The following is a 24403-nucleotide window of genomic DNA, read 5'->3' on the forward strand; positions in this document are numbered from 1 at the left end:
GGTTTTTTTATAAAAATTAATTTTTCTTAAGGTTTATTTAAGTTTTGCTCGTTAGATTTTACCCATAGTCTAAAAAGAGCGAACACTATGCAATCACTTCAAGTTACTAACTTGCCTGTTACCAACACACATGATTATGTGTGTGCAAATGCAAACATGCCATTTCGTGTGCAATTAGAGCAAGTCGTTAAAGCGAGTTTTGCCAGAGCTTACGGCGCCAATATTAAGCAGTTTATGCCGGTGTTATGCCAATTAAGTATTGCCGCTGATTCTTGCACGCTGGGACTTAGAGCTGCTACTCAATCACTTTTTATCGAGCAATACTTACCAGAGCCGATTGAATACTTTGTTGATGTACCGAGGGAAGATATTTACGAGCTTGGTAATTTATGCTCAACAAATCGCAAAGCGACTCTCGCTCATTTTGTACTAATGAACGAAGCACTTTATCAAATTGGCGCAAAACGTTTGGTATTTTGTGCCACTGCAAAGGTTAGAGCATTATTAAAAATGCTCGGAGTTAATTGCACTGAAATTGCATTAGCTAATAGTCAGGCACTTGATAACCCAGCAGATTGGGGGACTTATTATGAAAATAAACCAACACTGTGTGTGGTTGATTTAGCGGCTGCTCATTATTGCGTAATAAACACACCTCATTTGTTTAATATTAAACAGCACTATCATCAAGCGAGTTGCCAATTAGCATCGCAATTGGAGGCATAATGGGGTTTTTATCGAAACTACCACATGCAGCGCTTGATACTGTGATTGTTGATCATCATGACCAACAAATGCAGCCGATCAGTAAACAGATGCTGATGCAAGCAGTGGCAGAGTTAATTATCGACTTTAAAGCGCTTGATATGTCAGCCGTGGCGTTTGTAATGGACAATACGCCTGCTTGGTTAATTGTTGACTTTGCATTGATTGAGTTACAACAAGTAAGCATTCCGCTGCCGACCTTTTTTAGCCCACAACAGCTAACTAATAGCGTGAATAAAAGCGGCGTTTCGCATTTTATCAGCGACACCCCCTGTGAACTTGACGGGTTAGAATGTATTGCGACCTTGAGCGTGTTAACCCGCTACCCGCTTTATATATATAAAGTAAGCGCTTCGAGCCCTACAACATTTTTTACAGATACTCAAAAAGTGACGTTTACTTCAGGCTCTACCGGTGAGCCAAAGGGAGTGTGTTTATCTTTACAAAGCCAATTACAAGTGGCGACCTCATTGCATAAAAAAATAGCGATAAAACAGCCAAAACATCTGTGTTTATTACCTTTGCCAGTATTACTTGAAAACATTGCAGGGGTTTTTGCACCGTTATTAGCCGCAGGTGAAGTGCATGTTATGACACTGCCAGAATTAGGCTTCTCTGGGGCAAAATTAAATGATGCCAGTCAACTGATCAATGCCATTGATCGTGTGCAACCGAATACGCTTATTTTGGTGCCAGAATTATTGACCTGTTTAGTCTGGTTTGCCAAGCAGGGATGGACAGTACCAAAGAGCCTGAAATTTATTGCCGTTGGTGGCGCTGTGGTCAGCAGTGAATTGATCACTGTGGCGCGTAGTTTAGGGTTACCAGTTTATCAAGGTTATGGCTTATCTGAAGCTTCATCAGTGGTGAGCTTAAACACGCCAAATGATGATGACATAGAGTGTGCAGGGCGGGTGTTAAATCACTTGCAAAGCAAACTGGTAGACGGGCAGCTATTTATTAAAGGACCCTTATTTTTAGGCTATTTAGGTCAACAACCCCATGATCAAACGAGTTGGTATGCAACCGGTGATTTGGTTGATCAACAACAAGGTCGGTTAACTATTAAGGGGCGTTTAAAAAACCAAATTATTACTAGTTTTGGGCGCAACATCAGCGCTGAGTGGCCTGAATCTTTGCTACTCAGTAACAGTGAAGTACAACAAGCTGTTGTCTTTGGTGAAGGTAAAGCGCATTTAGTAGCACTTATTTATGCATCAGTAAATATGACTGATGAGGTATTAGCCGAGCATTGTAGAGGTATTAACGCACAATTACCTGAATATGCCCAAATTAAAACATTTCATCGCTTAGCTGAACCACTTACTGCAGAGCGGGGATTATTAACCAGTAATAACCGCCCTAAACGCCAAGCAATAGCAAACTATTATCATGCACAACTAACAGCACTGTACAGTGAGGCAATATTATGAGCAATTTTTTCGAGACATTAAAATCACAAACCCAAGCAGAACGCGAGTATTTACTGGCTGCACCGATCATTGCTCGAGTATTCAAGGGGCAAGTAAGCACAACTGAGTATGCTTCATTTTTAGCTCAAGCCTATCATCACGTTAAACATACGGTGCCATTAATGATGGCCGTGGGCGCGAAATTATCGACTGAACAAGAGTGGATCCGCGAGGCTGTTGCACAATATATAGAAGAAGAAATAGGTCATCAAGAGTGGGTGCTCAATGATATTGCAGCCTGTGGTTTTGATAAACAACAAGTACGTCAAAGTGCTCCCAAATTTGCCACCGAGTTAATGGTTGCTTATGCCTACGATACAATTAATCGTGGTAATCCATTGGCATTTTTTGGCATGGTGCATGTACTCGAAGGTACTTCAATTGCGTTAGCCGATAATGCGGCAAGTAATATAGCCAATATGACCGGATTACCTAAAAAGGCATTTAGCTATTTAACATCTCATGGAGCTTTGGATATTGAGCATGTGAAGTTTTTTGAAGATCTGATGAATAAAATAGAGTCTCCTGCAGATCAACAAGCGATTGTGCATGCCGCTAAATGTTTTTATAAATTATATGGCAATATTTTTCGTGAATTAGATACAGATCCACAGTTTGCAAGTAGCGACTTGGAGCAAACTGCATGAACCGTCCACTTTGCGTGTTAACAGGTGCGACAGGCGGAATTGGTCAAGCCGTAGCATTAAAGTTGATTCAGCATGGTTGGCGTTTACTGCTAGTTGGTCGCCAACAAGCACAACTAGAGGCATTACAGGTTAAGTGTGGCCAAGACTGTGAGATATTTATTGGTGATTTAACATCAGCACAGACTCGCCAAAAATTACTTGCACATGCTAAATCACTTGGCGGTGCAACAATGCTTATCAATAACGCTGGCATTAATGTGATGCAAGGTTTTAGTGAAATGACGGAGCAGCAAATAGATGACTTACTGATAGTTAATCTGTCGGTGCCAATTAAGTTATGCCAACTATTTTTACCACAAATTTTAGCTAAAAAAGGCTCAATTGTTAATGTGGGATCATCGTTTGGTAGTATTGGTTACCCTTATCAAACCTTATATTGCGCAAGTAAATTTGGTTTACGAGGAATGACCGAAGCGCTGGCCCGCGAACTTAGTCACTGTGATGTAAAAATATTATATTTAGCACCTAGAGCAACTGATACAAATATCAATTCAGTGCAAGTACGCGCGATGAATAAAGCTTTAGGCAATACAATGGATCCACCTGATAAAGTGGCAGATGCGCTTATTTCATTATTGAAATCTGGAAATTCACGCAGTTACATTGGCTTCCCAGAACGCTTATTTGTCAAACTAAATGGTGCTTTTCCATCCTTAGTAGATAACGCAATTGCAAAACAACTTCCTAAAATTAAAAGTTTTTTTGCAGATAAAATTGATAAAGGTGAATGACTATGATTAAACTACTTTATACTAGCTGCTTGTTAACTGGGATATTTTTAACCAGTGCAGCGCATGCTGATGTTGCTAGCGAATTAACTCAGGTGCAAACAAGTTGGGCAACTGTGAATTATGAATTAGTAGATAAAGCGCAGCTCAATGCATTTGAAAAGTTATCAGAGCAGGCCGCTGAGTTTGCAAAGACCTATGATGATCAGGCACAAAGCCATATTTGGTATGGTATTGTGCTATCTAGTTATGCTGGGGCAAAAGGCGGCTTAGGTGCATTAGGATTAGCAAAAGATGCTAAAGCACAGTTAGAGCAAGCCATAGAAATTGATGCCAATGCGTTATCAGGCTCTGCTTACACCAGTTTAGCGACCCTATATAGTAAAGTACCGGGTTGGCCAATTGGATTTGGTGATGATGACAAAGCGAATAAATTATTTAACCAAGCGCTTGCTATTAATCCAAATGGTATCGATAGTAATTACTTATACGCGGCATTTTTGTATGACGAAAGAGAATACAAAAAGGCAAAAACACATTTACTTGCCGCTCAACAGGCTCCTGCACGTCCTGATAGGCCAAAAGCGGATTTATACCGCCAGCAAGAGATCACCCAATTGTTGGCAAAAGTCGAGAAAAAACTTAAGAGATAATATGCATTTACTACTGGTTGAAGATGATAAGTTAGTGGCTGAAGGGTTATGTCGTTCACTTCGTCAACAAGGTTACAGTGTCGAGCACTGTGCTAGTATAAAATCAGCCATGCAATGGCTCGAAAATGACGAGATCGAACTACTTGTACTTGATTTAGGGCTACCTGATGGCGATGGTATTGATGTATTAAAACACGTCAAAAAGCATCGCCCTAACTTACCAGTAGTAATCTTAACGGCACGCGGTAGTATTGATGATAAAGTACAAGGGCTAGATTTAGGTGCTGATGATTATTTAGCTAAGCCATTCGATCCTGCTGAATTATTTGCCCGTTTAAGAGTCGCTAGTCGGCGCGTAACTCATGCGCAATCAAGTACTATTAATGTAGCAAATGTAGAAATGGATACCTCCGCTTTTACAGTCACACTTGATCAGAAACCAGTAAACCTGCCGCGTAAAGAGTTTATGTTGCTAAAGGCTTTTTTTGAAAACCAAGGGCGCGTATTGTCCAAACAACAATTAGAAAGCAAACTATATGAATGGGGCGAAGAAGTCGGTTCAAATACCATTGAGGTGCATATCCATCATTTGCGCAAAAAGCTCCCTAAAGATCTAATTAAAACCTTACGAGGTATAGGTTATGTGGTAGGTAAACGTTAGTGTCAATTAAACGCAGACTAACGCTGATTATTTTATCAACGGTGATCCTGACTTGCTTTTTGGCATTCAGCAAAGGCTACCGCGAAAGTATGAGCCAGGCCCAGCTGCTACTTGATAACGAATTGCAAACCATTGCTCATGTACTGATCGAGCAACCTCTACACAGCGACAAGCCAGTGTTAAGAAGTGATCTAAATCGATTACTGTTTCAAATTTGGCAAGATAACAATTTACTCAGCGCATCTAAATCATTAGCTGAGCTGGCGCAAAACTCAAGGGTTAACGGATTTAGTGTCGAAAACTTAGCCGGACAGCGAATGCGCGTATTTCATTTAACCGAAGGCACTAAACAAGTGCTGGTGGCAGAGCCGCTGAGTAAACGTTATGAACTTAGCGAGACCATGATTTTGTCAGCAATGACACCTTTGCTTTGGAGTGTGCCACTGCTTGCGGTGTTGATCAGTCTATTTGTCAAACAAGGATTGAGGCCATTAACACGCCTTTCAACATTATTAAAAACGCGACAAGCCAATGACTTTACTGCCATTAATTGGCAAGTGAATGAATACGAAATTAAACCGGTGATCTCACGTTTAAATGATCTGTTTAAACGTGTAGAAAGTGCCTACTTAAGAGAGCGCTTTTTTGCCTCAGATGCTGCCCATGAATTACGCACCCCGCTAAGTAGCCTAAAAATAAATGTTCATAATCTACGCGCACAAGGTGATGGTTGCTTGGAGCTTGATGCAATGGCGCAAGGTATCGATAAACTAAGTAATATTGTTGAGCAAATGTTGATTTTGGGACGCACCTATCCAGAGCAATGGCAGGCACAATTTAGCTCAATTTCAGTGCTAGAGGTCAGTCAACAAGTGGTTGCACAGCTATACGAACGACTTGATGAAAAACAACATATGATCAGTATTGAAGGCGATGATTATGTTATTAATGGTGACCAATTTACCTTGGCAACTTTATTTAGTAATTTATTAAGTAACGCCATAAAATATACGCCCAGTGGTGGCAATATAGTGATCCGCTTAAACAATCAACAAGGTGCGTATGGTTGGCAGATTGATGACTCAGGTCCTGGTATTGATGATGCCCATAAAGCACGAATTTTTAACCGTTTTTACCGTGTTGGAGGTGATAAACACCCCTCTGGAGAGCAAGGTGCCGGATTAGGTATGGCGATAGTTGAACATATAGTAACAATTTATGATGCAAGTATTTCTTTAGCCGACAGTGAATTAGGCGGCTTACAAGTACGAGTAGAATTTATGCAAGGAGCAGAGAGTGAATAACTGGTTAGGGTTTATCAGCCTGCTGCTATTTAGCGTATTACCGTTTTCGTGTTTTGCTAAAGAATATAAATTAATTTTAAAAGATCACCTTTTTTATCCAGCGGAGATCATTGTTCCGGCCAATACTAAACTAAAACTTTTAATTGAAAATCAAGATAGTACGCCAGAAGAGTTTGACAGCTTTGATTTAAATCGAGAAAAAGTGCTGTATCCTAATCGTAGTAGTGTGATTTATATCGGGCCACTAAGTCCCGGGCGTTATGAGTTTTTTGGTGAGTTTTCACCTAACACAGCCCGTGGTGCAGTATTAGTAGAAGGAAAGACTGATGCTGATAACTAGTTTATTGATGAGTATAAATCAGCTGTTACCGGTCATAATTTTACTCGTGCTGTTACAGTCATTGTTAAAGCTAAACCAGCGAGTGCTGATAGTGACCGCTTTTGTTGGGCTGCTTTGTAGTATTATTTATGTACAAAGTGCCGCTTGGTTGAGCCAGTTATTTGATCATCGCGGCCTAGAGTTTAGTCAAATGTTGTTGTGCGTCATTGTGTATGTTGCGTCACTAGTAAGTTGTAAACAGCGGCGTTTATTCGCATTGCTTGCAATAGTTGCGGTTATGGCGCTGTATTTGAGTCACTATTTTATTTATCTGGTTGGTTTTTGGCATAACACCGACACATCAAAACCCTTGCTTATAGGGACATCTCTGGGAATAGGGATCTGTGGTAGTTTTGGTGTGTTGCTATTATTTTTACTGCACAGTGTTAGAGCACGATTTGGTGTGTATCCGCTGATGTTGTTATTGGCTTTTAATGTCTCGGCAAAACTACTCATAGTGTTAGATCTGGCCAGCCAAATTGACTTGATCAATATTACATCCAACTACTTTGATTGGCGTGCAGTGTTAGTCGAAAACTCAGAGTTAGGCCGTGTACTCAAAGCCTTAGTCGGCTATGAGGCAACGCCAAGCAAAACTGCATTATGGCTATATCTAGTTGCGGTTTTAGCCTTTATTGGCACCAGCATAGTATTTACTCGGCAATTTTCTCAAAAGGAGCCATCATGAGATTTATTCTCGCGTGGTGCTTAACTTCGATTTTGTTCATGGCATCGTTTAATGTGCGTGCCGATGGAATAGTTGTAGATAAAGTTTACCACCCTTACGTATTACCATTTGAGCGCGAATTTGAATGGCGTTTGATCTCTCATCAAACAGATAAGGGCAATATTTTAGCCCAACGAATTGGCTTAGGTGGCTCGTTTAACGACATTATGAGTTTGGAAGGTTATGCGGTTGGAGAGCGCGATGACAACGGTAATTTTGGCTTCTCAGCCTACGAATTAGAATTACGTTGGCAGTTGGTTGAGCAAGGGCGGCTGTGGGCTGACTGGGGCGCCTTATTTGAACTTGAAATGCAAGAAGGCAAAGATAGTTATGAAGCCAAAACTGGCTTTTTATGGGAAAAAGAATTTGGCCGGACTAGCCTCACCATGAATGCATTTTTAGTCTACGAGTGGGGCGGTGATATTAAAAACGAATGGGAAACTGAGTTTCGCGCACAGTATCGCTATCGCCTTCGCTCTGAGTTTCAGCCTGCATTAGAGCTATACGCCGGAGAAGACTTCTTTGGTATTGGTCCAGGTTTTATTGGGCTACATCGATTTTCAGCGAAGCGACAACTAAAGTGGGAAGCAGGATTTGTGACAGAGCTGAGCCAACAAGGTAAAGATCACAGTTTTCGCCTTGCCCTAGAGTTTGAATTTTAAAGTAAAAAGCCGCGAATAACTCTGCTCGCGGCTTTAAATCTCTGCAAACTACATACTTTGCGCGTAGTTATAAAGCGCTTTTAGAATAGTCAGATTTTTTTCATTATCGTCATGTTCATGGGCGAGATTTTCTAGCGTAACCATAAAATCTTGTGCGCTGATCGATGGTTGATCTTCACCATGCATTAATTTGTTTTGGCAATATTGACGCCACTGATCAAGTTCATCTTGATTAAGCGATTGCGGCCAGTTACGGGCACGGTATTTAAACAATAAGTTATCAAACTTTTTATCTTCAAAATCCAACTTCATACCCGCTAATTGCTCAGGGCTGGCATCACGGATAATGGCAAATTTAGCTTTATCAGCATGACTGGTGAAGCCGTCGTATAACATGTAATCAGTATTGGTGGTTTTACCGTAATCGGGCTTATCGTTAAATACTTCAGTCACTTTATCGCGAAGACTTGGGTTGGCTTTTAAAATCGCAAGATTTTTTAAACACTGCTCGCGGTCAATGCCTAAACGGGCGGCGTTTTCAGGTAATAAGGTTTTAGCCGGCGCTAAAATAGGGCATTTATTTAAATGTACCAGTTTTAAACCAACAGGCAGTTCATCATCGGCAAGCTCACTGCGCTTGGTATAAAGGCGGGTGCGCAATTCTTCAATTGATAAATCGAGTAATACCTGTGGATCTTCGGTTAAGTTAAAACACACTACTGCATTTTTATTAGTCGGATGAAAGCTCATCGGGGCAATCCAACTGGTACAGCCTTGGGTCGCAGGAATACGTGATGAAGTATGCACCAGCGGCGTCATATTAAATACATCAACTAACTCAGCTAAGGCTTTTTTACCGCGCAAACTAAAAAAGAAGTTATACAGTTTTGGCTGTTTTTCTTTTATTAGTTTAGCCAAAGCAATCGTCGCGGTTACATCGCTTAGTGCATCATGTGCCGCAGCGTGTTCAATGCCATTGGCAACCGTTAAATGTTCCAACTTAAAGCTTGGGCTGCCATCTTCTTTTAACGGCCATTCAATACCTTCAGGGCGCAGTGCATAACAAGCACGCACTAAATCTATAATATCCCAGCGGCTGTTATTGTTTTTGTATTCGCGTTCGTAAGGGTCGTAAAAGTTACGGTAAAAGCTATAACGGCTTACTTCATCATCAAAACGAATGCTGTTATAACCGGCCACGCAGGTATTCGGCACACTAAATTCAGCATGAATTTTGGCAATAAAGTCAGCCTCAACTAAACCTTTTTGCATCGCCACTTGCGGAGTAATACCGGTGATCAAACATGCCTCAGGATGCGGTAAATAATCAGCTACAGGTTTGCAATATTCAATCAGCGGCTCACCAATAATGTTTAAATCAAGATCAGTACGAACACCCGCAAACTGGCTCGGCTTATCCTTTTGCGGACTCGCCCCCCAGGTCTCATAATCGTGCCAGTAGATTGTTGCTTGATTTTGCTCTTGATAAGCCATTTAAAAACCCTTTAAGTTAGCTTGAAGCGGTTGCAATACCGCCAAGTTACTAAATTCATGAATTATTTAGATTATGGCATACAGGCGAGGGAGTTTATAGGTTTGGATGATGAAATGATGGTAATCATACTATTCTCGGGTAGCTTGTCTTAAGTATTGCGAAACCTAATTAATCATTAAAAGAAAATCCTGCTTAAAAACTCATAACTATGAATACATTCAATTGTCGGTTGAGTTTTAGCCTGAAAAAATTTTACTGCGAGCTACAAGAGCATTATCGTAGGCGTTAAGCTTGCTGGCGCATTTTTTGGTCGAGAAAACAAGGGCGAGTATCAGCGTTAAAGTTTTTATAAATCAGTGTTCTAAATTAAAAGCAATATTTAAATTGTTGTTGAGCTTTTTGGCCCTATAAGTAGGAGTGTGCTTTAGCCACGAATGTTTTTTACCTTTTCATCATGTTCTATACTTTAAAGCTTTCCTATTGCTCAGATGGAATTCATCATCAATTGCTTATTTTCAGGTTGTTACGACGAGAAAGAGCTTAAAAGCATATTTGCAGCTAATTTATATAACCGGTGCACGGCAATCAGAGATTCGTTTAGCCAAGTGGGACATTTCGATTTTGAAAACAATATTTGGACCTTACCACCTGAAAACTCAAAAACAAATAAAGCCATCCGCCGTTCAATCTCAACATTGCTAAGCGAAAATGGTGTTGCACCACATGTAACCGAAAAAATGTTAGGCCACACAATGCGTGGAGTAATTGCCGTATACAACAAACACGATTGGATAAAAGAGCAGGCAGAAGGTTACGCTTTATATTGTCAGCTCATTTAGGATGCAATAAAAATAGAGCTGCAAAAGAAATAGAAACGGCAGCATACACCAAGATACTTGTGCATACAAAATTATTGACATAGTCGTCAATAGCTTTATTATATTACAGTGCATACAAAATTATGTATACAGTATAAAAGGTTATCAAAACGGCATTAAGGAGCTTGTTATGGCTACCACGTCATTTGAAAAAAACTTTGTAGTAACAGACCCAAACGCAATCAGAGCGTTTAAAGAAAACTGCAAAAAAGCCCATAAAGTTACAACTAATAACCGTAACCATGAGGCAGATAGAGTAAAAGGAATTGCGTTATTAAGACAACGGTTGTCCCACTCTCAGATCTAATAGAGGAGTTTGATGAAAAAGAATTACATCAACTCCTTTCTAGTTTTTGCAGTAATAAAAACACAGATGTTCAGTCCTTCTTAACAGATCCCAATAAATCAATCCGCCTTGAAAATACATCTAAATCACGCACGTCTTTGATCCTCGATGATGATGGGCAAATACTCGCTTATTTCTCTCTATCTCTAAAAGAAATCCACCTTAATCAAGATAATGAAAAGCCGATAAGTAAAAATTTACGCAAAAGGCTTGATGGTATTTGCAAAAATAGCGACCGTGTAAATGCTTACCTTATTGGCCAAGTAGGTAAGAATGACTCAATCAAAGATAACCCAATTAATCTGGATCTAATTCTCGAAGAAGCCTACACAATTATAGATAAAGCAAATCAACTTGTTGGTGGTAGAGTAATCATACTTGAATGTGAAAAAGTAGATAAATTAGTATCGTTATATCAAAACGCTGAGTTTAATATTCTGATAGATAATCCAGCAGAACGCTTAATTACCATGTATAGGTTCGTTAGGTGATACTAAATAATAGTATTGAAGGTAAATATGTATGATTTTTTACTAAAAGTTGCGGCTATCGCGCCAATTACAATACCATTAGCTGCACTAGTCGCTCTTTATGGTATTAAAGTTCAAAAACAAGAGAAGAGACTTGAAAAGTCTTTGTCTTTCTCTCAAGGACTCAGTGAAAATAAGCTATTTCATGGCTCATTGAAGACTTTGGCTGTACTTTTAGATAATAGGCTAGACAAACCACTTTCAGAATACGCAATAAAAGATATGAGTACAGATGAAGCCAATGCCATTAGAACAGTTTTAAATGAGTTTGAAAGAATGGCCGCAGGGGTTAGACATAATATTTATGATGAAGAGTTCTTATATAGTTCCCTTTCATCATTGGTTTTGAATATTCATGATTATCTAAGATCTTATATTGTTGAAGTAAAAAAACGAAATCAATCAGCTTATATAAACTTAGAGTACCTTTGTTTACAGTGGAAAGTCAGAAAAGGAATATAGGTTTTAAAATTAATAGCTAAGTGTTTCCATTAGCTTAACGGTATTGTTCATTACCCAGCTTTTATCAATAGCCCCCCAAGAGCGAATTTCATAGTAGCCGTTCTTGGGAGCACCTATAAAAATACACTCAATATCTAATTCCTCCAGCGCAGAGATTGTATCTTGCGCTGTTCGCCGAGGAATTTCAATTTCGTCCATTATTTTAGGAATAGTATTAAACCCACGCTCAATCAAGCTAGCGATTAATAGTCTTCTATAAAAAGAGCTCTTTGTTTTACTTAAAACCATATTTTATTAACTTCTTTAGTTGTTAAATATTTTTATCTATATAATTTTGATCTTTGCAATAGCTGATAATTTGAGCGTTTTGCCCAAAAGCAGACTTAATGAGTTTGCCACTGGTATCTGTTGAAAAGTACAGGTCGATTTCATTACTAGTCAAATGCATGGTTGGGTTATTTATTGTAAAAGTTGCGATGTAATCACTACCTAAAGTGTAGGTGATATCTAAATGTTCGAGTAGTTCGAAGTGAATTACTAATTTTCTAAACTGGCCATTATCCACATGAGGGCATAGGCAGTTTAAAAGCAATAATGATAATTCTTGGTTTGATAATTGAGCTCTAAGAATATTGCTATACTTTTTTTGAACATCTATATCTGGAAAACTGTTTTTTATTAATTTCAAAATTTGGTACAGGTTTCTAAAATAGCTACCAAAAGCTTTGTTTTCAAATTTATAAATAGTATTGAAAATAAAAAGTACAGTTGCTTGGTTTTTTTCATCTTCAAAAGCACTTTTAATAGCAATAAGTAATCGTTCTACTGAATCTAACCCTTTATGTTTTTTGTCTTCGTTATAAAATGAGCCATCTGTATAATAAGTTATATCTAATTCATCTTTAATAATTTCATCATACCTTAGTTCTTAAGGAACATTGATCGCGTGACTTCCTATTTTAAAACGGCAAATGTCACTTTCTTTTTCAATGGATTGACGCTTACAATTTACCGCTAGTAGCTTTAGTACACGGTGTATCTTGTGGCTGCACCGTGTTTGCTCTATGCAATCCAAAACATCATCCAACCAAAGATAACTGCACTTGCTCGCTCTAAATGTCGAGATCGCACACTTAAATATCGTCGCTGCACTATGGCAGATAAAACGCTTGATAAGTGTTTGCAGTATGCTCAGCCAAACCAGCGATTCTGCAATGTGTGGGTCTCTTGTGATGAATCCCTTAAGGTTATTCCATGACTTTAGCTCTTTGAAAAGTAACTCGATTTGCCAACGAGTCGCGTATATATCGAGTAACTCATCAAAGTTAAACTGTGTTTCTTTTAAATTAGTAACAAGGAAAACAGGGCGCTTTTCATCGGGTAGATAAATAAGCCTGTACTCGGGTCCATTTTTCTTCCAGCGTACTGTTAACTCAAGTGGCTGACTAGCACGCTTTTTGAGCAAGGTTTTGAGTTTAATATGCTTTTCTTTAAGCTCTACGCCCGCGCAATAAGCAGATGTGACGGTTGGGTTGATGTTTTTATTCGCTCTGACCAAAAAGTAGCCGCCATCTTGAGATACTTGTTCAAAGTAATCTAAGTCAAAATACCCTGCATCAGCAAGTAATAACGTATCTTCAAGTGTGTGACTACCCGGTAAAAAGGCTCGCTCGGTTTCAACATCAGGACGGATATCTATTTCACAAGGCTGTTCGTTAAATAGGTCATAAGTAAGATGTAACTCAATTGCGGCAGGACTTATCGCAGTAAAGCGACCAGCAAAAACCTGCGCTAATTCATAATGTAGAGCAAATGAAGAGCCATCTTGCAATAACACTCGCTGTATTCCTCGCTGGGTAAAAAAGGTTTTATCCAGCGTGTTTACAGTCAATTTAGACATCGCTTGAATAACGAGTTCACGGACTAGCTCAGTCAAGGCTGGTTTTCGAATTTGATTATGAAAGGGTTTATAACTTATCGTGCAATTGGCCTGCGTTCGCAGGTTCTGATGGATATCTGACAAGTTAGCGTCTTGCAGGCAAGATAAGCTTTTGAACACAGCTTTGAGCAGAGAAACGATCGACAGGCAACGGTGTCGAACTTGAAATCCGGAGGTTTTTGCAAGCTCAATGAGGTGTTTTTCTGAGATAAGGGCTTTTAATTGATTTGAAACTTGGTTAATCTGCATGTGAACTCTGTTTTTGGTCATGTTTTTATTGGCGTAACTATTTGATCATTAACAGAGTTCAACTTCAAGTTTCTTAAGATCCAACCTATGATAATTTCATAAGATTTGCCATCACCGTAGAAAATGTTACTTAGTAGTTTATTGTGTAAATCTAACATATTAAAAAACGTAGTTTCAAAGCTCTGCACAGCTAATAAGCTAGCTTGCTCTTTTAATGCATCAGATGAGTTTGCAAGTTCGTTACGGGTAAGTTCTAGCTCTTTATTACTCACTTGAAGTGCTTTTTCATTCTGTTCTATTGCTTTGGTGCCTTGCTCGATTGCTTTTTCGCTTTGCTCTAGCGCTTTTTTATTTTGCATTAGTGTATAAGCAATTAAAATTAAGCTGAGTAGGGCGAACGTGGGGTTTAGTACACCACCAAAAAAGTCACCAACTGCACCCCAGTTACCAATATTAGATGCGAAACCTAACCCAAAATGAGAGATGAAAGTACCTATAGCTATTAATGCAGCTATTGCAGCGGTTATACAAATTTTTTTAATGAGCTTTTCCATGCTATCCCTTACCTTTAAGTGTGCTAAATAGTTTACCTATCTGATCCATGCCATCAAATGTGCTCGGGAGGTTTTCAGCATCGCTGATAATCCCGCTAAATATAAGATTTTCGAACTTTTCTAAAACAGCAGGGTCATCTTTTTTAATGTCTTTAGAGTAATCAGCGTAGTTTTGAATAAATTGACAAAGTGTTTGTCTTAGCTCAATTTGAAGTATTTGGGCTTTTACGGATTTATAGTTTTGGAGTATTACTCTAAAAAAATAAATAAGTAATACTTCTAACGAAATAAATGGAACTAGTTTCAACAAGTGAGAAATTGCTTCTTCGTCTTTTAGTATATTTTCAGGTAGCCAGCCAAAAATAGTGCATAATAATGGAACTATCATAATGATACCCATTGTAACCAATGAGCCTAACAGTATCCTCGATTCTAAAATTTTTGTTTTTAACAGTTTATTAAATCCGTCATATAAACCTACAAAGTTAAATGCAGTTTCTTGTTTATCTAACGTTTCTTTTAAGCTATTTACGGTTTGCTCTTTCTCGCTTAGTTCATTATTAAACTTATTTATTCTTTCGGTAATTGTATCTGCATAGGAATCAATTTTTCCAAGCGTAGAGTTGGCAACCTCATTTTTTTCATCGAATTCAGAGAATAATTTTATTTCTTTTGAGTTGAATAGGTTCTTCAAAATATCATAGGGGACAGAAAATACTATGTCATTCACTTTTTTTCTGAAGTGAGAACTGAAATATTCATTTTTTGAATAATTAGCAGCATTAACTTTTACTTTTTCTAAAGATTGCTCACTGAAAAGAGTGCTATACACGAGTTCTTCATTTCTTCTAAAATCGACCTCGTAAAATAACCTTATACAGCACAAGTAAATTATTTCTATCGGGTTCTGTAAGTTTAGATTATGATTAGCATCCAGTTTATTGAAATATTGGCATATATCGATTAATTCAGTTGATACCTGAGTTTGAACTAAAGTGAATTTATCCCAAGTTTTAGGCTGGTTATAAATCTCTTTAATTATCGATAATGAGTCAACAAAAAGACTAAAGTTATTATCGTCAACATCAAAGTTATTCTTAAATTGTAACCGTTCGCCATTATCCCAATACTTATTTAGCGTGTGTTCTAGCACAGTGAGATTATTTTGTTTTTCAAAAAACATAATTAGTCCTTTAATTTTATTGTTATTAATCGTTTTAAAGCGACTTACCCGTAAAGATTACCTTACCAACCAACGTATAATTCCCATTAATTGGGATTAATTGCTCTGGCCAGTTGGGGTTGGCGGCTTTTAAGAATTTGTGGCCACCTTCAATTATTAGCTGTTTAAATGTGGCTTGGTTGTCGTTGTCTAGGCGGGCTACTACGTAAGAACCGTGAATGCATTCGGCTTCAGGGTCTACAAAAAATCGCCATCATTGAACTTGGATCCCATAATTACAACTTAAAAGGAAATTTTATAATTAAGTTGTTGAAACTAAGTATAAAGTCCACAGCTAGTATTGTATTCAATACTAATAGCGATTACGTACAAGTCCAGTAATATTTCATTGTCAGGCGTATATGAACAATTTAATGCCGTTAATAAATAGAAGATCAGTTCGTTTATTAGACTAAAGTCTATAAGTTAATTTTCTTCACTTATCGGGTTTAGTTTTATCGTTTGTCGAAATTGAGCCAACACTCTAAAGTTCAGTTGTCGGCAACAGAGCCGACATGACACGACTCAAACCAAATAGGAATATAATCATGAAACGTTCACTAATCAAAACCATCGCACTTGGCTCATTATTTACTTGCTCAGCGGCTGTTATGGCTGATCAAAGTGATTACAAATTAATGATTATTGATAATGCGGCAGCGTCTCAGCCAGTTGAACAATCATTTAATAACTGCGCATTAAATGTGAAATCAAAAAATTATGCACAAGCAGATGAAATTTGTACCAAAGCAATTGCATTGCTAAAGCAAAGTAATGGTCCACGTATGAAAGTTCGCGAGCTAACGTCATTTGCATTAAGCAACCGTGGTGTGTCACGTATGATGGCAAACAATGATACGGCTGGTCTTTCTGATTTATACGAAGCGGCACAAATCGCTGATAGCGAAATGGTTTCTCATAACCTGACGCGCGCTAAAGAGTACCTTTCTCTATAATAGTTTTTATAAACGATTAAAGACAAAACCACGTTAGGCTAAGCCAACGTGGTTTTTTGTTTTTTTAAAGTGTTTCTCTTCTGAGCCAACCGTAAAATTCACTTATTTATTTACGTATTTACTGGCCTCAGTTTAGCTGTACTAAATATATTAAATTTTAAGTTGTAGAGTGGGGCTTTATCTAAACTAGTAAAAAATAAAAACACTTCAGAGGGCGCTGAAGTGCTTTGTACAAGGGGAGTAATGTTATTTTACTGTGCAGTAGCGACTAGTTTAACCCAGTCATAACTGACTATCCCTAGTAACCCGATTTGTAACGATTGACCAGCGTTAACAGCTAAAGTACAGCTTTCGTTGCTGCCGGGATTTTTTGACTGGCAATCATACTTTGTTTGCGTGACTGCACCATCTGCATTTACATATAGGCTTATATCTCCTTGGCTGCCTGCTGTACTTATTGTTACAGATGTTTTTCCTGTAGGAACCAGATAGCTGTATCGTTGCCAAAAACCGGGAAATCCATAGGCGCGAGAGGTAATAATTGTGCTATCTCCCGTCGGTGGTGTACTGTTTTTATAATCAGCCATGATAGTGACATTATTGTAGCTGCTATAGGCTTTGAGCATAATATAATAGCGACCCTCTCCTAGGTTAACTGTACAGATTTCTTCGTTACCATTTTTAAAGGGCCGACAGTCATAGTCTGAAGTGGTGGGCTTAGCGCCTTTCTTAACGTATAGGTCTGCATCGCCGTTACCACCTGATATGCTCATCATAATATTATTGGCATCAGCTGGCACATCAATAAAATAGATACTTTCTTGGTTTCTTGTTGCATTAAGACCTGGTAATGCTTGGCCTTTATTTAACTCAATGTCAGATGACGTACCATCAGAAACACTGACTAGCTGAGCTAGTGTGTTGGTGTTGTTATTGCTATCTTGAACGGTTACAGAAACGTTGTAGTTTCCAGTAGAAGTGAAGGTGTGCTGTACAGTTGCGCCACTGTCTATTTGATTATCGCCAAAATCCCAGCTGTAATTAGTTATTGTGCCCGAAGAGCTGGAACCAGTAGCATCAAAGTTACATTGCAATTGATCACAATTGTATTCAAAACGGGCCGTAGGCGCAGGAGGGGTATTACCATCATTATCGCCAATGGGCACAGTACCGTTAAAATAGCTGGCTACTTGAGGCCAAATTTTACTTATTTTAGCTCCTTTGTTGTAGCAGCCACCTAGATGATGCAATGCAATAACACGATTGCTTGATGCAGCTACAACAGGCGAACCAGATGAGCCACCAATGGTATCGCAATAATATCCTATATCTGTGTTGTTGCCACGGCCATTTGTTGAAGGAGCATTAACTTGGCATAAACCATCATTGTCTTGATCTGACTCTATTGCAAGTTCTTTGGGGTTACCGGATCCATGTTGTGGAATATATATGCGTTCACTTTGTTGCGCGTTTCGTACATCTAGCCCTAAATAACCAAATTGCTCGATAGTGCTAAAATCATTAACACTGAACAAAGTATAATCGAGCGTGTAATCGGTTTTAAAAAACTCATTCCCCGTGACTTTTACGACAGTTTCTTTAGTTGAGCCATTACAGCTTTTATTTTGATAATTAAACCATACTTCCGTTGAGGCAAGTTCTGATGCGGTCTCAATACAATGATTATTAGTAAATAATTTATTATCACTCCCAACGCGCCAGCCCGTGCATAAACTGCGCCCACCGATCACTAAGCGCGCAATAGGTCGGCTTCGGTCAAACTCTATTGGATGGGAATCAGCCCAGCATTGCACATCTTTTCGTTCATTAACGCCACAGGTTGATAATAGCGCTGGTTCATTGCCATTATTTAACTCTGTATTCGTAGTTATATCACTTTCGGTGCCATAAAAATAACTATCAATAATGCCAAACTGGGTTTGTTGTTTACTGAGTGTCGGGTCGGGGTAATATTCAATGATAACGCTGTCATTAGAGACCGACATAGCTGAAAACGAATGCACCCCGTCATCACCTTTAACATCATCAATTGTTGCAGCATTCATGTTGTCACTACTATATTCGTATCGTTCAGTGTTATCTTGGTTTCTGACGACTAGTTTTGCATTACCACTGAGTTGCACCCGACTAAAATGTACTTTTATATAATCAGCACCGGGATGACTGATTGTATGGCTGATTACTTGGCTTTGAATATTTACAAATTGCTTAGAGAGTTTTAAATGAGTATCGGCTTGTGCACCGATTGTCGTTTTTTTTGCTGCTTGATTGGTATGTTGCATAATAGTCAGTTCATCGACTTCAGCAATACTGTGTTGGCCATAGATGGCAATGGCAATTAATGCTGCATATTTACATTTTTTCATTTTTATTTCCTACCATAGTTAATTTACCGACTGTTTGATGTAAAACTAATGATTAATTGCATGTTTGATTCATAAAAATCTTAGCAAATAATCAGTACCCAATTGCTAAAGCAAAATCTAGAGTGAATTTTAATCAATGCCAATAAATTGCGTGAAATATTTAGAACCTCCAATAAGTGCAATAAAGTCAATAAAAAAACTTGTTTGTTATCCAGTTGAAAACAAAAATGTGATGGTTAACAACAAATGAGCTGGTTACACGTGTATGTTTAATGTTTTTATTTTGTAAATTTAATGTAAATATAAGTGTGCGTTTTTATGTTTTTAAACACGTTTAGTGAGCTAAATATAACTAAACGTGTTCTTTACTGAAGGTTTTTTAACTATTAATAGTCCAGCCAAAGAGTTTCACCTCAAGGTAATAAAAGTTATTAGAAGTCTATTTGGTCGTCGTAATGTTATTTTTAGTGAGTACTATTTATATAGTGTTGGTTGTGATTAATCTTAATTAACATAGGCTAATGTATTGACTTAATGTTTAAAACTTTGGGCATAAAGCGTGATCAAAGCCTTTTTCAGTTAATAAAAAAGTCGCGCTCGGGGTAGCAAAAATATAGCCTTCGTAGTTAAGAAACGCAATCGTGCCTTTAACTGATTCGATTTGCTCTGCTGATGCACTTTCTATAATAGCTTTTGGCTCTAAATTGACTGGTGTTGGAAACTGCTGATAAAGCTGCTTAAAAATTAAGGTGGCGATAGTTTTAAAGGTGTCGTTATTTTTCATTTTTTTGCTCTTTGGTGTTTATGTGTGCTGCTAATGCATTATTGTAACTCTTTCTATTTAAAGAGTAACTGCCACACTTACCTGTTTATCCTAAAATAATACGCGGTTAAATAGCGATAGAGTTGCAGTTAACCCATCGCTATCTCATAAGCTGGTGCTGTATTACTTGTTATTTACAAGGTTCAGGAATGCGTTTTGGGGTAACAATTCGTGGCATTAATAAGCCGATGATCACAACAATAATGCCAATTAATTGTAGTTCTGTAATTGGTTGGCCCATCAAAAATGCTGTTAACATGGCAAATACCGGAACGAAGTTAAAAAATAACGACGCATTCGCTGAGCCAAGTTGGCGTATGCCATTAAGCCACAGAAGATAGCCGGCAACAGTTCCAAATAAGCCAATATAAATAACATCGATAATACCTACCATTGAGCTATTACTGAGTTCGCTAAGCGGGTGTACATTGGCGGTCACTAAACACATTAAGCCAATGATTGTTGCACCACTTAGCATACTAACAAAAGTATAAGGCAATACAGGCATGTACTGATTGATACCTTGGCTAAAGTAAGTGTATGAACTCCAAGCTAACATACCTAAAAAGATCATTTTGTCGCCGGCATTGATTTGCATATTCAAAAGCACGGCTAAGTCGCCATTGGTGATAACTAATAATACACCTGATAGGCTAACGATTAAGCTAAAACATTGTGCTGCAGTAGGCATTGAGCGCTTTGCAACTGAGCTTATTAATGAGGTTGCAAGTGGGCTCAGCGCCATTATTAACGAGCCGTTTGCGGCACTGGTATGTTCCAGCCCGGTAAATAAACCGAGGTTTAAGCCACCTACGCCAACAGCACTAACAATAATCACCCAAGCCCATTGGTTGAACGTTAAACTTGGTTTTGTACTGTTAATTATTTTTAAGTAGATAGCCAAGCAGATTGCGGCAATACTAAAGCGCCAAAATACTAAAGTCAGTGCGTGTACTTGATTTAATGCATGTTTACCAATAGGAAAACAACTTCCCCAAAAAAATGCACATAATAACAGGAGTAAAATAGCTTTTGTGTTGGCTGAGAAGTTCATCAGCAATCCAGAGATGTTGAAAAGTTGCGGCAAGTGTATTACTTTCCATAATGTGGATAAACAAGCAAAAATAATAGAGTAGATTCCAAAAATGAAATATAGATATTCACTAGACGATTTACGCTATTTTTGTATTGTTGCCCATTTAAAAAGTTTTAAAGATGCTGCACTGGCTTTATCAGTGCCTTTATCAACATTGAGCCGTCGTATTCGACAACTTGAAGATGATTTACAGCTTAGATTGTTAAACCGTGATGCTCATCGCGTATCGCTGACCCATATGGGGGAGCTGTATTACCAACGTTCGAGTGCATTGTTTGCTGAGTTAGATGGCATTAATGATGATCTTCATATCGAGAAGAATCAACCGAAAGGTAAGATCATAATCAGTGCACCTATTAATGCCGGCTCGCAATTTTTAAGGGATATTTTTTATGATTTTTTACTGCAATATCCTGAGATCCAACTAGATATTAGGCTCTCGAATACTTTAATTGATATTGAAGCGCAAGCAATGGATGTGGTGTTTAGGGTGGGTAATACGGTGGTTGATAATTGGATTGCGAGGCCACTAAAAGATATTCACTTTATTTTGTGCAGTAATTCGCAGACGGTGGCCGACAGTGTTAAGCATCCCACTGATTTATGTGCAAAAAGCGCTGTGATTTGCCAGCCGATGTCTATTTGGCAATTAGTAAATAAACAAAATGATGACGCTTATGATTTTCAACCCAGTAAGGGCATTCGTTTAGAGCTTGATGAAATTCAAATGCTCACACACGCGGTTAAAAAAGGCTTGGGGATTGGTTATATTCCTGACTATTATGCATTACCAATGATAGCTCAAGGTGAGCTTCAGCATGTTTTGCCTGATTGGCAAAGCAAGGCACGCACTTTATTTATGTTATATCGGGATCGTGACCATATACCATTGCGCGTCAGATTATTCATCGAATATGTGCTAGCTAGATTTGAGCAAGGTTAGTATGCTTTTTTATTACTTTTCTGAACTGTTGGGCAAGTGAAATACAGCCTGTTTAGTTATTAATAGCGCCGGACTACAAATTTAAGTACCTGTATATTAAAAGGAGATATTAAATATGCAAACCAATTTAGTGGTTGAACGGTTTAAGCAGCAGGGTTTTGTAAAAATTAAACAAGTACTTAAACCAAGTGTAATCACAAAACTGCAGCACTTTTGTGATGAGCTGGTTGCTCAAGCACAGTCACACTATGTAGCCGGTTTACCATTGGATAATATTGCTGTTATGCAAACTGCAGATGAGCCTTTTGTGTATCGCGTTAATGAGCTTTTTCAATTTCAGCCACAATTTGCTCAACTGCTAGCGCAAACCGAACTAATGAGTTACGTTGAAGCGATTATCGGCGAAGCTGTTTTACCTAGCTATGAGTCACTTGTGATAAAAAATTCATTAGATGCACGCGGATTTGATTGGCACCGCGATATGGCGGTGAGAACTCAAGAGCCTATTTTTACCGTGGGGGTGTATTTAGATGATGCAATAGCGCAGCAAGGGGCGTTAACAGTGATCCCGCAGTCTCATTGTAGCCAAGCAAGTGTGTGTGATTTAAAGCGCCAGCTATCCATTGCACAATTACAAAGTGTGGATATTACGGCCAATGCAGGGGATGTGGTAATTCACCATGTAAACACGGTTCATGCATCAGGAAGACAGAAAGGTTCAGCTATACGTAGAACGATCTACTTTGAGTTCAGAGCAGTATCACATTTTATTGATAATCCGTGCTTTCCTAGTGAGTGGGTCGAAAAGCGGCAAGCGTTAATGGCTAACCTCAACGCGCTTAATTCAGCTGATATGGCTAATAATGTGCAGCTACCCAATGATTTGTATGTAACTCAAGTACAAATAGAGCCGGCAGAATATTGTATTGAGTTTGCCAGTTAACAGTATCAACATAGGTATTTACATGTGTGTAAAGCCAGCCTAAATAATACAGCCAATACAAGTTAAGCGACTACGATACAATTACGACCTTGTGCTTTTGCCTCATAGAGTGCTTTATCTGCGCGATTAAAAATAACTGAACTCGAGTCATCTGCCTGATAACATGTTACCCCAAAGCTTGCGGTCACTTTAGGTAAGCTCACTTCATCTAATTCGCTAATATACACTCGTAATCGCTCTGCAAGTTGATGGGCTTGTTGCTTATCTTGTGTGGGGGAAATAATTGCAAACTCTTCGCCACCGATACGAAACAGCATATCCATGGCATGTATTTGTTGCTGTAATTGTGTAGCTAGATGTTTTAATAACTTATCACCTATTTGATGGCCAAATTGGTCGTTAACTTGTTTAAAGTGATCAATATCCAATATTATTAAAGCAAATAGATATTCGCTTCGTGCTGCCATATTGATCTGGTTTTCTATTTGTTCTTCCCACTTGTGTCGGTTAAATACACCGGTTAAACGATCTTGGGTTGCTAATATTATTAATTGTTTTTCAATTTCCTCACGGCTAGTCATTTCCTGATTCAAACGTGATATAACAATTTTTATATCGTGTTCTAATGCTGCAAGCTCATCTTTAGTTTTGATCTTTTTCTGAAGTTCCAAAGGTAACTCATGGTGTTCAACAGAAGAGTTTAACGTTTCGATATTAGATTGGATGCGTTGAATACGACGTAAAATAATTTGAATAATAAAGGTCGTTAACAGCAAGCCGAGGATGATGGCGCATATACCGAGTAAGCTGCTGACAAATAGAAAGTCTTTTTCGTGCTGATCTGTGTAATACGCATCATCAGAGGTTAATTTATTTAATTGCGCTATTATTTGCTTTTCTGCACTTTCTAGCTCAGTTGCCATTGTTTCGACTTGCAACCGCGCTTGCTCAGTAAGTTGATTTTGTTGGTAAACATTTTCTAAATAGTTTTCGAACTCGTCACTTTTTTGCGTATAGTTTTCAATTGTGGTGGCCACTTTTTGATGTGCTTCAGGCTGTAATATGACTTCTTTTAATGCTAATGAGTGATTAATCATTGCTACCGCTTTATCGAGCAATTGTTTTATTTTTTGTTTTTCAAAAGCAAATTGTTGATGTGGGTTGAGCGGCTTATCACCCATTTGGTTTTTTAGTTGAAATTGCTCAAATTGCAGGTGTTGTTCAAGCTCTATGAACTCCACTTGTTGCATTAACTGACTTAACGGAATATCCAGAAAAGCCACTACGCGCATTTCACGTTCTATTTGATTTACTTTATAGGCCGAAAAAACAATAACACAAAACAAAAACGTTAATAAAAAAACAAATAATCCACCAATTTTTTGCTTTATTGACGCATTGTACCAGTTGAATACCGACATAAAGTTCCTCACTGCTTAATAGTCCCTCAAGTATAGTTTAAAAAGCGCGTAATCTAGCTTATTCAGTCTGACCACAGCAAGCATTAATTAACTAACCTTAG

General features: G+C 38.3%; 27 protein-coding genes and 1 pseudogene. 17 read left to right on the forward strand and 11 right to left on the reverse strand.

Annotation, left to right across the window (positions count from 1 at the left end; all coding sequences use genetic code 11):
* The first annotated feature begins 87 nt into the window (after positions 1-87).
* Genes PVK79_RS12810 through PVK79_RS12855 form a run of 10 tightly spaced genes read left to right on the forward strand, consistent with a single transcriptional unit; the run spans position 88 to position 8058 of the window.
* Positions 88-726: a thermostable hemolysin gene (locus PVK79_RS12810; protein ID WP_257325774.1), complete on the forward strand. Its 639-nt coding sequence runs from the start codon at positions 88-90 to the stop codon at positions 724-726.
* Positions 726-2198 (forward strand): AMP-binding protein, encoded by a 1473-nt coding sequence (locus tag PVK79_RS12815; RefSeq protein WP_182778489.1) that lies wholly within the window; start codon positions 726-728, stop codon positions 2196-2198. Before PVK79_RS12810 ends, PVK79_RS12815 begins: the two co-directional genes overlap by 1 nt.
* Complete coding sequence (locus PVK79_RS12820) at positions 2195-2884, forward strand: iron-containing redox enzyme family protein (protein WP_149980954.1); 690 nt, start codon at positions 2195-2197, stop codon at positions 2882-2884. Before PVK79_RS12815 ends, PVK79_RS12820 begins: the two co-directional genes overlap by 4 nt.
* On the forward strand, positions 2881-3675 hold the full coding sequence (locus tag PVK79_RS12825) for an SDR family oxidoreductase (RefSeq protein ID WP_182757570.1): 795 nt from the start codon (positions 2881-2883) through the stop codon (positions 3673-3675). Before PVK79_RS12820 ends, PVK79_RS12825 begins: the two co-directional genes overlap by 4 nt.
* Positions 3672-4325, forward strand: a complete 654-nt coding sequence (locus PVK79_RS12830; RefSeq protein ID WP_404936324.1) for a hypothetical protein — start codon at positions 3672-3674, stop codon at positions 4323-4325. The genes PVK79_RS12825 and PVK79_RS12830 overlap by 4 nt, the downstream gene beginning before the upstream one ends.
* 1 nt (position 4326) lies before the next feature.
* The gene (locus PVK79_RS12835) at positions 4327-4986 is read left to right on the forward strand and encodes a response regulator transcription factor (RefSeq protein WP_257325777.1); all 660 of its coding nucleotides are present in this window, start codon (positions 4327-4329) and stop codon (positions 4984-4986) included.
* Positions 4986-6290 (forward strand): ATP-binding protein, encoded by a 1305-nt coding sequence (locus PVK79_RS12840; RefSeq protein WP_257325779.1) that lies wholly within the window; start codon positions 4986-4988, stop codon positions 6288-6290. Before PVK79_RS12835 ends, PVK79_RS12840 begins: the two co-directional genes overlap by 1 nt.
* Before the next feature lie 13 nt (positions 6291-6303).
* The gene (locus PVK79_RS12845; protein ID WP_246175520.1) at positions 6304-6630 is read left to right on the forward strand and encodes a cupredoxin domain-containing protein; all 327 of its coding nucleotides are present in this window, start codon (positions 6304-6306) and stop codon (positions 6628-6630) included.
* Positions 6617-7357: an iron transporter gene (locus PVK79_RS12850; RefSeq protein WP_257325780.1), complete on the forward strand. Its 741-nt coding sequence runs from the start codon at positions 6617-6619 to the stop codon at positions 7355-7357. Before PVK79_RS12845 ends, PVK79_RS12850 begins: the two co-directional genes overlap by 14 nt.
* Before the next feature lie 38 nt (positions 7358-7395).
* The gene (locus PVK79_RS12855; protein WP_257326369.1) at positions 7396-8058 is read left to right on the forward strand and encodes a hypothetical protein; all 663 of its coding nucleotides are present in this window, start codon (positions 7396-7398) and stop codon (positions 8056-8058) included.
* Between the two features lie 48 nt (positions 8059-8106).
* Here PVK79_RS12855 and sbcB read toward each other — a convergent pair whose 3' ends face one another.
* Positions 8107-9552 (reverse strand): exodeoxyribonuclease I, encoded by a 1446-nt coding sequence (gene sbcB / locus PVK79_RS12860; protein ID WP_182731262.1) that lies wholly within the window; start codon positions 9550-9552, stop codon positions 8107-8109.
* A 489-nt stretch (positions 9553-10041) separates the two neighbouring features.
* Between sbcB and PVK79_RS12865 the strand changes: the two genes are divergently transcribed.
* The 4 genes from PVK79_RS12865 to PVK79_RS12880 all read left to right on the forward strand — a co-directional run bounded on the left by PVK79_RS12865 (position 10042) and on the right by PVK79_RS12880 (position 11769).
* Entirely contained in the window at positions 10042-10392 is a 351-nt protein-coding gene (locus PVK79_RS12865; RefSeq protein WP_257325794.1) for a hypothetical protein, read from the forward strand.
* Between the two features lie 169 nt (positions 10393-10561).
* Positions 10562-10738, forward strand: coding sequence for a hypothetical protein (locus PVK79_RS12870; RefSeq protein ID WP_257325795.1), 177 nt, complete (start codon positions 10562-10564; stop codon positions 10736-10738).
* Between the two features lie 137 nt (positions 10739-10875).
* Entirely contained in the window at positions 10876-11268 is a 393-nt protein-coding gene (locus PVK79_RS12875; protein WP_257325796.1) for an acetyltransferase, read from the forward strand.
* A 27-nt stretch (positions 11269-11295) separates the two neighbouring features.
* Entirely contained in the window at positions 11296-11769 is a 474-nt protein-coding gene (locus PVK79_RS12880) for a DUF4760 domain-containing protein (RefSeq protein WP_257325798.1), read from the forward strand.
* 9 nt (positions 11770-11778) lie between these two features.
* Here the strand turns inward: PVK79_RS12880 and PVK79_RS12885 are convergent, their stop codons facing one another.
* The 6 genes and pseudogenes from PVK79_RS12885 to PVK79_RS12910 all read right to left on the reverse strand — a co-directional run.
* Positions 11779-12057, reverse strand: coding sequence for a winged helix-turn-helix domain-containing protein (locus PVK79_RS12885; protein ID WP_257325800.1), 279 nt, complete (start codon positions 12055-12057; stop codon positions 11779-11781).
* Between the two features lie 22 nt (positions 12058-12079).
* A complete protein-coding gene (locus PVK79_RS12890; RefSeq protein ID WP_274803885.1) occupies positions 12080-12457 on the reverse strand; it encodes a putative phage abortive infection protein in 378 nt (125 codons plus the stop codon).
* A 240-nt stretch (positions 12458-12697) separates the two neighbouring features.
* Positions 12698-13957, reverse strand: coding sequence for an IS4 family transposase (locus PVK79_RS12895; RefSeq protein WP_257324454.1), 1260 nt, complete (start codon positions 13955-13957; stop codon positions 12698-12700).
* A 17-nt stretch (positions 13958-13974) separates the two neighbouring features.
* Positions 13975-14511, reverse strand: coding sequence for a hypothetical protein (locus tag PVK79_RS12900; protein ID WP_257325802.1), 537 nt, complete (start codon positions 14509-14511; stop codon positions 13975-13977).
* Between the two features lies 1 nt (position 14512).
* A complete protein-coding gene (locus tag PVK79_RS12905; RefSeq protein ID WP_257325804.1) occupies positions 14513-15694 on the reverse strand; it encodes a hypothetical protein in 1182 nt (393 codons plus the stop codon).
* Between the two features lie 34 nt (positions 15695-15728).
* A pseudogene (locus PVK79_RS12910) lies at positions 15729-15938 on the reverse strand (LexA family protein); the annotation flags it as partial.
* Between the two features lie 343 nt (positions 15939-16281).
* On the opposite strand from PVK79_RS12910, the gene PVK79_RS12915 reads away from it, so the two are divergent.
* Entirely contained in the window at positions 16282-16689 is a 408-nt protein-coding gene (locus PVK79_RS12915; RefSeq protein WP_149980964.1) for a hypothetical protein, read from the forward strand.
* A gap of 251 nt (positions 16690-16940) precedes the next feature.
* On the opposite strand, the gene PVK79_RS12920 is transcribed toward PVK79_RS12915, so the two are convergent.
* The 3 genes from PVK79_RS12920 to PVK79_RS12930 form a co-directional block, all read right to left on the reverse strand.
* Positions 16941-19076, reverse strand: a complete 2136-nt coding sequence (locus PVK79_RS12920; RefSeq protein ID WP_257325806.1) for a pre-peptidase C-terminal domain-containing protein — start codon at positions 19074-19076, stop codon at positions 16941-16943.
* A 538-nt stretch (positions 19077-19614) separates the two neighbouring features.
* Positions 19615-19860, reverse strand: a complete 246-nt coding sequence (locus PVK79_RS12925; RefSeq protein ID WP_182734323.1) for a hypothetical protein — start codon at positions 19858-19860, stop codon at positions 19615-19617.
* 169 nt (positions 19861-20029) lie between these two features.
* Positions 20030-20953, reverse strand: a complete 924-nt coding sequence (locus PVK79_RS12930) for a DMT family transporter (protein ID WP_145233037.1) — start codon at positions 20951-20953, stop codon at positions 20030-20032.
* Between the two features lie 91 nt (positions 20954-21044).
* On the opposite strand from PVK79_RS12930, the gene PVK79_RS12935 reads away from it, so the two are divergent.
* Positions 21045-21938, forward strand: a complete 894-nt coding sequence (locus PVK79_RS12935) for a LysR family transcriptional regulator (RefSeq protein WP_149980968.1) — start codon at positions 21045-21047, stop codon at positions 21936-21938.
* Between the two features lie 115 nt (positions 21939-22053).
* Complete coding sequence (locus PVK79_RS12940; protein ID WP_257325810.1) at positions 22054-22881, forward strand: phytanoyl-CoA dioxygenase family protein; 828 nt, start codon at positions 22054-22056, stop codon at positions 22879-22881.
* Positions 22882-22943: 62 nt separating this feature from the next.
* Here the strand turns inward: PVK79_RS12940 and PVK79_RS12945 are convergent, their stop codons facing one another.
* Positions 22944-24302, reverse strand: a complete 1359-nt coding sequence (locus tag PVK79_RS12945) for a GGDEF domain-containing protein (RefSeq protein ID WP_257325812.1) — start codon at positions 24300-24302, stop codon at positions 22944-22946.
* Positions 24303-24403: the final 101 nt, after the last annotated feature.

It is taken from the genome of Pseudoalteromonas rhizosphaerae (assembly GCF_028885455.1).
Taxonomy (GTDB): Bacteria; Pseudomonadota; Gammaproteobacteria; order Enterobacterales; family Alteromonadaceae; genus Pseudoalteromonas; species Pseudoalteromonas rhizosphaerae.

Coding starts and splice junctions, on each gene's coding strand:
- PVK79_RS12810 (WP_257325774.1), top strand. CDS start 88: ATGCAATCACTTCAAGTTACTAACTTGCCTGTTACCAACACACATGAT.
- PVK79_RS12815 (WP_182778489.1), top strand. CDS start 726: ATGGGGTTTTTATCGAAACTACCACATGCAGCGCTTGATACTGTGATT.
- PVK79_RS12820 (WP_149980954.1), top strand. CDS start 2,195: ATGAGCAATTTTTTCGAGACATTAAAATCACAAACCCAAGCAGAACGC.
- PVK79_RS12825 (WP_182757570.1), top strand. CDS start 2,881: ATGAACCGTCCACTTTGCGTGTTAACAGGTGCGACAGGCGGAATTGGT.
- PVK79_RS12830 (WP_404936324.1), top strand. CDS start 3,672: ATGACTATGATTAAACTACTTTATACTAGCTGCTTGTTAACTGGGATA.
- PVK79_RS12835 (WP_257325777.1), top strand. CDS start 4,327: ATGCATTTACTACTGGTTGAAGATGATAAGTTAGTGGCTGAAGGGTTA.
- PVK79_RS12850 (WP_257325780.1), top strand. CDS start 6,617: ATGCTGATAACTAGTTTATTGATGAGTATAAATCAGCTGTTACCGGTC.
- PVK79_RS12855 (WP_257326369.1), top strand. CDS start 7,396: ATGGCATCGTTTAATGTGCGTGCCGATGGAATAGTTGTAGATAAAGTT.
- sbcB (WP_182731262.1), bottom strand. CDS start 9,552: ATGGCTTATCAAGAGCAAAATCAAGCAACAATCTACTGGCACGATTAT.
- PVK79_RS12865 (WP_257325794.1), top strand. CDS start 10,042: ATGGAATTCATCATCAATTGCTTATTTTCAGGTTGTTACGACGAGAAA.
- PVK79_RS12870 (WP_257325795.1), top strand. CDS start 10,562: ATGGCTACCACGTCATTTGAAAAAAACTTTGTAGTAACAGACCCAAAC.
- PVK79_RS12880 (WP_257325798.1), top strand. CDS start 11,296: ATGTATGATTTTTTACTAAAAGTTGCGGCTATCGCGCCAATTACAATA.
- PVK79_RS12885 (WP_257325800.1), bottom strand. CDS start 12,057: ATGGTTTTAAGTAAAACAAAGAGCTCTTTTTATAGAAGACTATTAATC.
- PVK79_RS12895 (WP_257324454.1), bottom strand. CDS start 13,957: ATGCAGATTAACCAAGTTTCAAATCAATTAAAAGCCCTTATCTCAGAA.
- PVK79_RS12900 (WP_257325802.1), bottom strand. CDS start 14,511: ATGGAAAAGCTCATTAAAAAAATTTGTATAACCGCTGCAATAGCTGCA.
- PVK79_RS12905 (WP_257325804.1), bottom strand. CDS start 15,694: ATGTTTTTTGAAAAACAAAATAATCTCACTGTGCTAGAACACACGCTA.
- PVK79_RS12915 (WP_149980964.1), top strand. CDS start 16,282: ATGAAACGTTCACTAATCAAAACCATCGCACTTGGCTCATTATTTACT.
- PVK79_RS12920 (WP_257325806.1), bottom strand. CDS start 19,076: ATGAAAAAATGTAAATATGCAGCATTAATTGCCATTGCCATCTATGGC.
- PVK79_RS12925 (WP_182734323.1), bottom strand. CDS start 19,860: ATGAAAAATAACGACACCTTTAAAACTATCGCCACCTTAATTTTTAAG.
- PVK79_RS12930 (WP_145233037.1), bottom strand. CDS start 20,953: ATGAACTTCTCAGCCAACACAAAAGCTATTTTACTCCTGTTATTATGT.
- PVK79_RS12935 (WP_149980968.1), top strand. CDS start 21,045: ATGAAATATAGATATTCACTAGACGATTTACGCTATTTTTGTATTGTT.
- PVK79_RS12940 (WP_257325810.1), top strand. CDS start 22,054: ATGCAAACCAATTTAGTGGTTGAACGGTTTAAGCAGCAGGGTTTTGTA.
- PVK79_RS12945 (WP_257325812.1), bottom strand. CDS start 24,302: ATGTCGGTATTCAACTGGTACAATGCGTCAATAAAGCAAAAAATTGGT.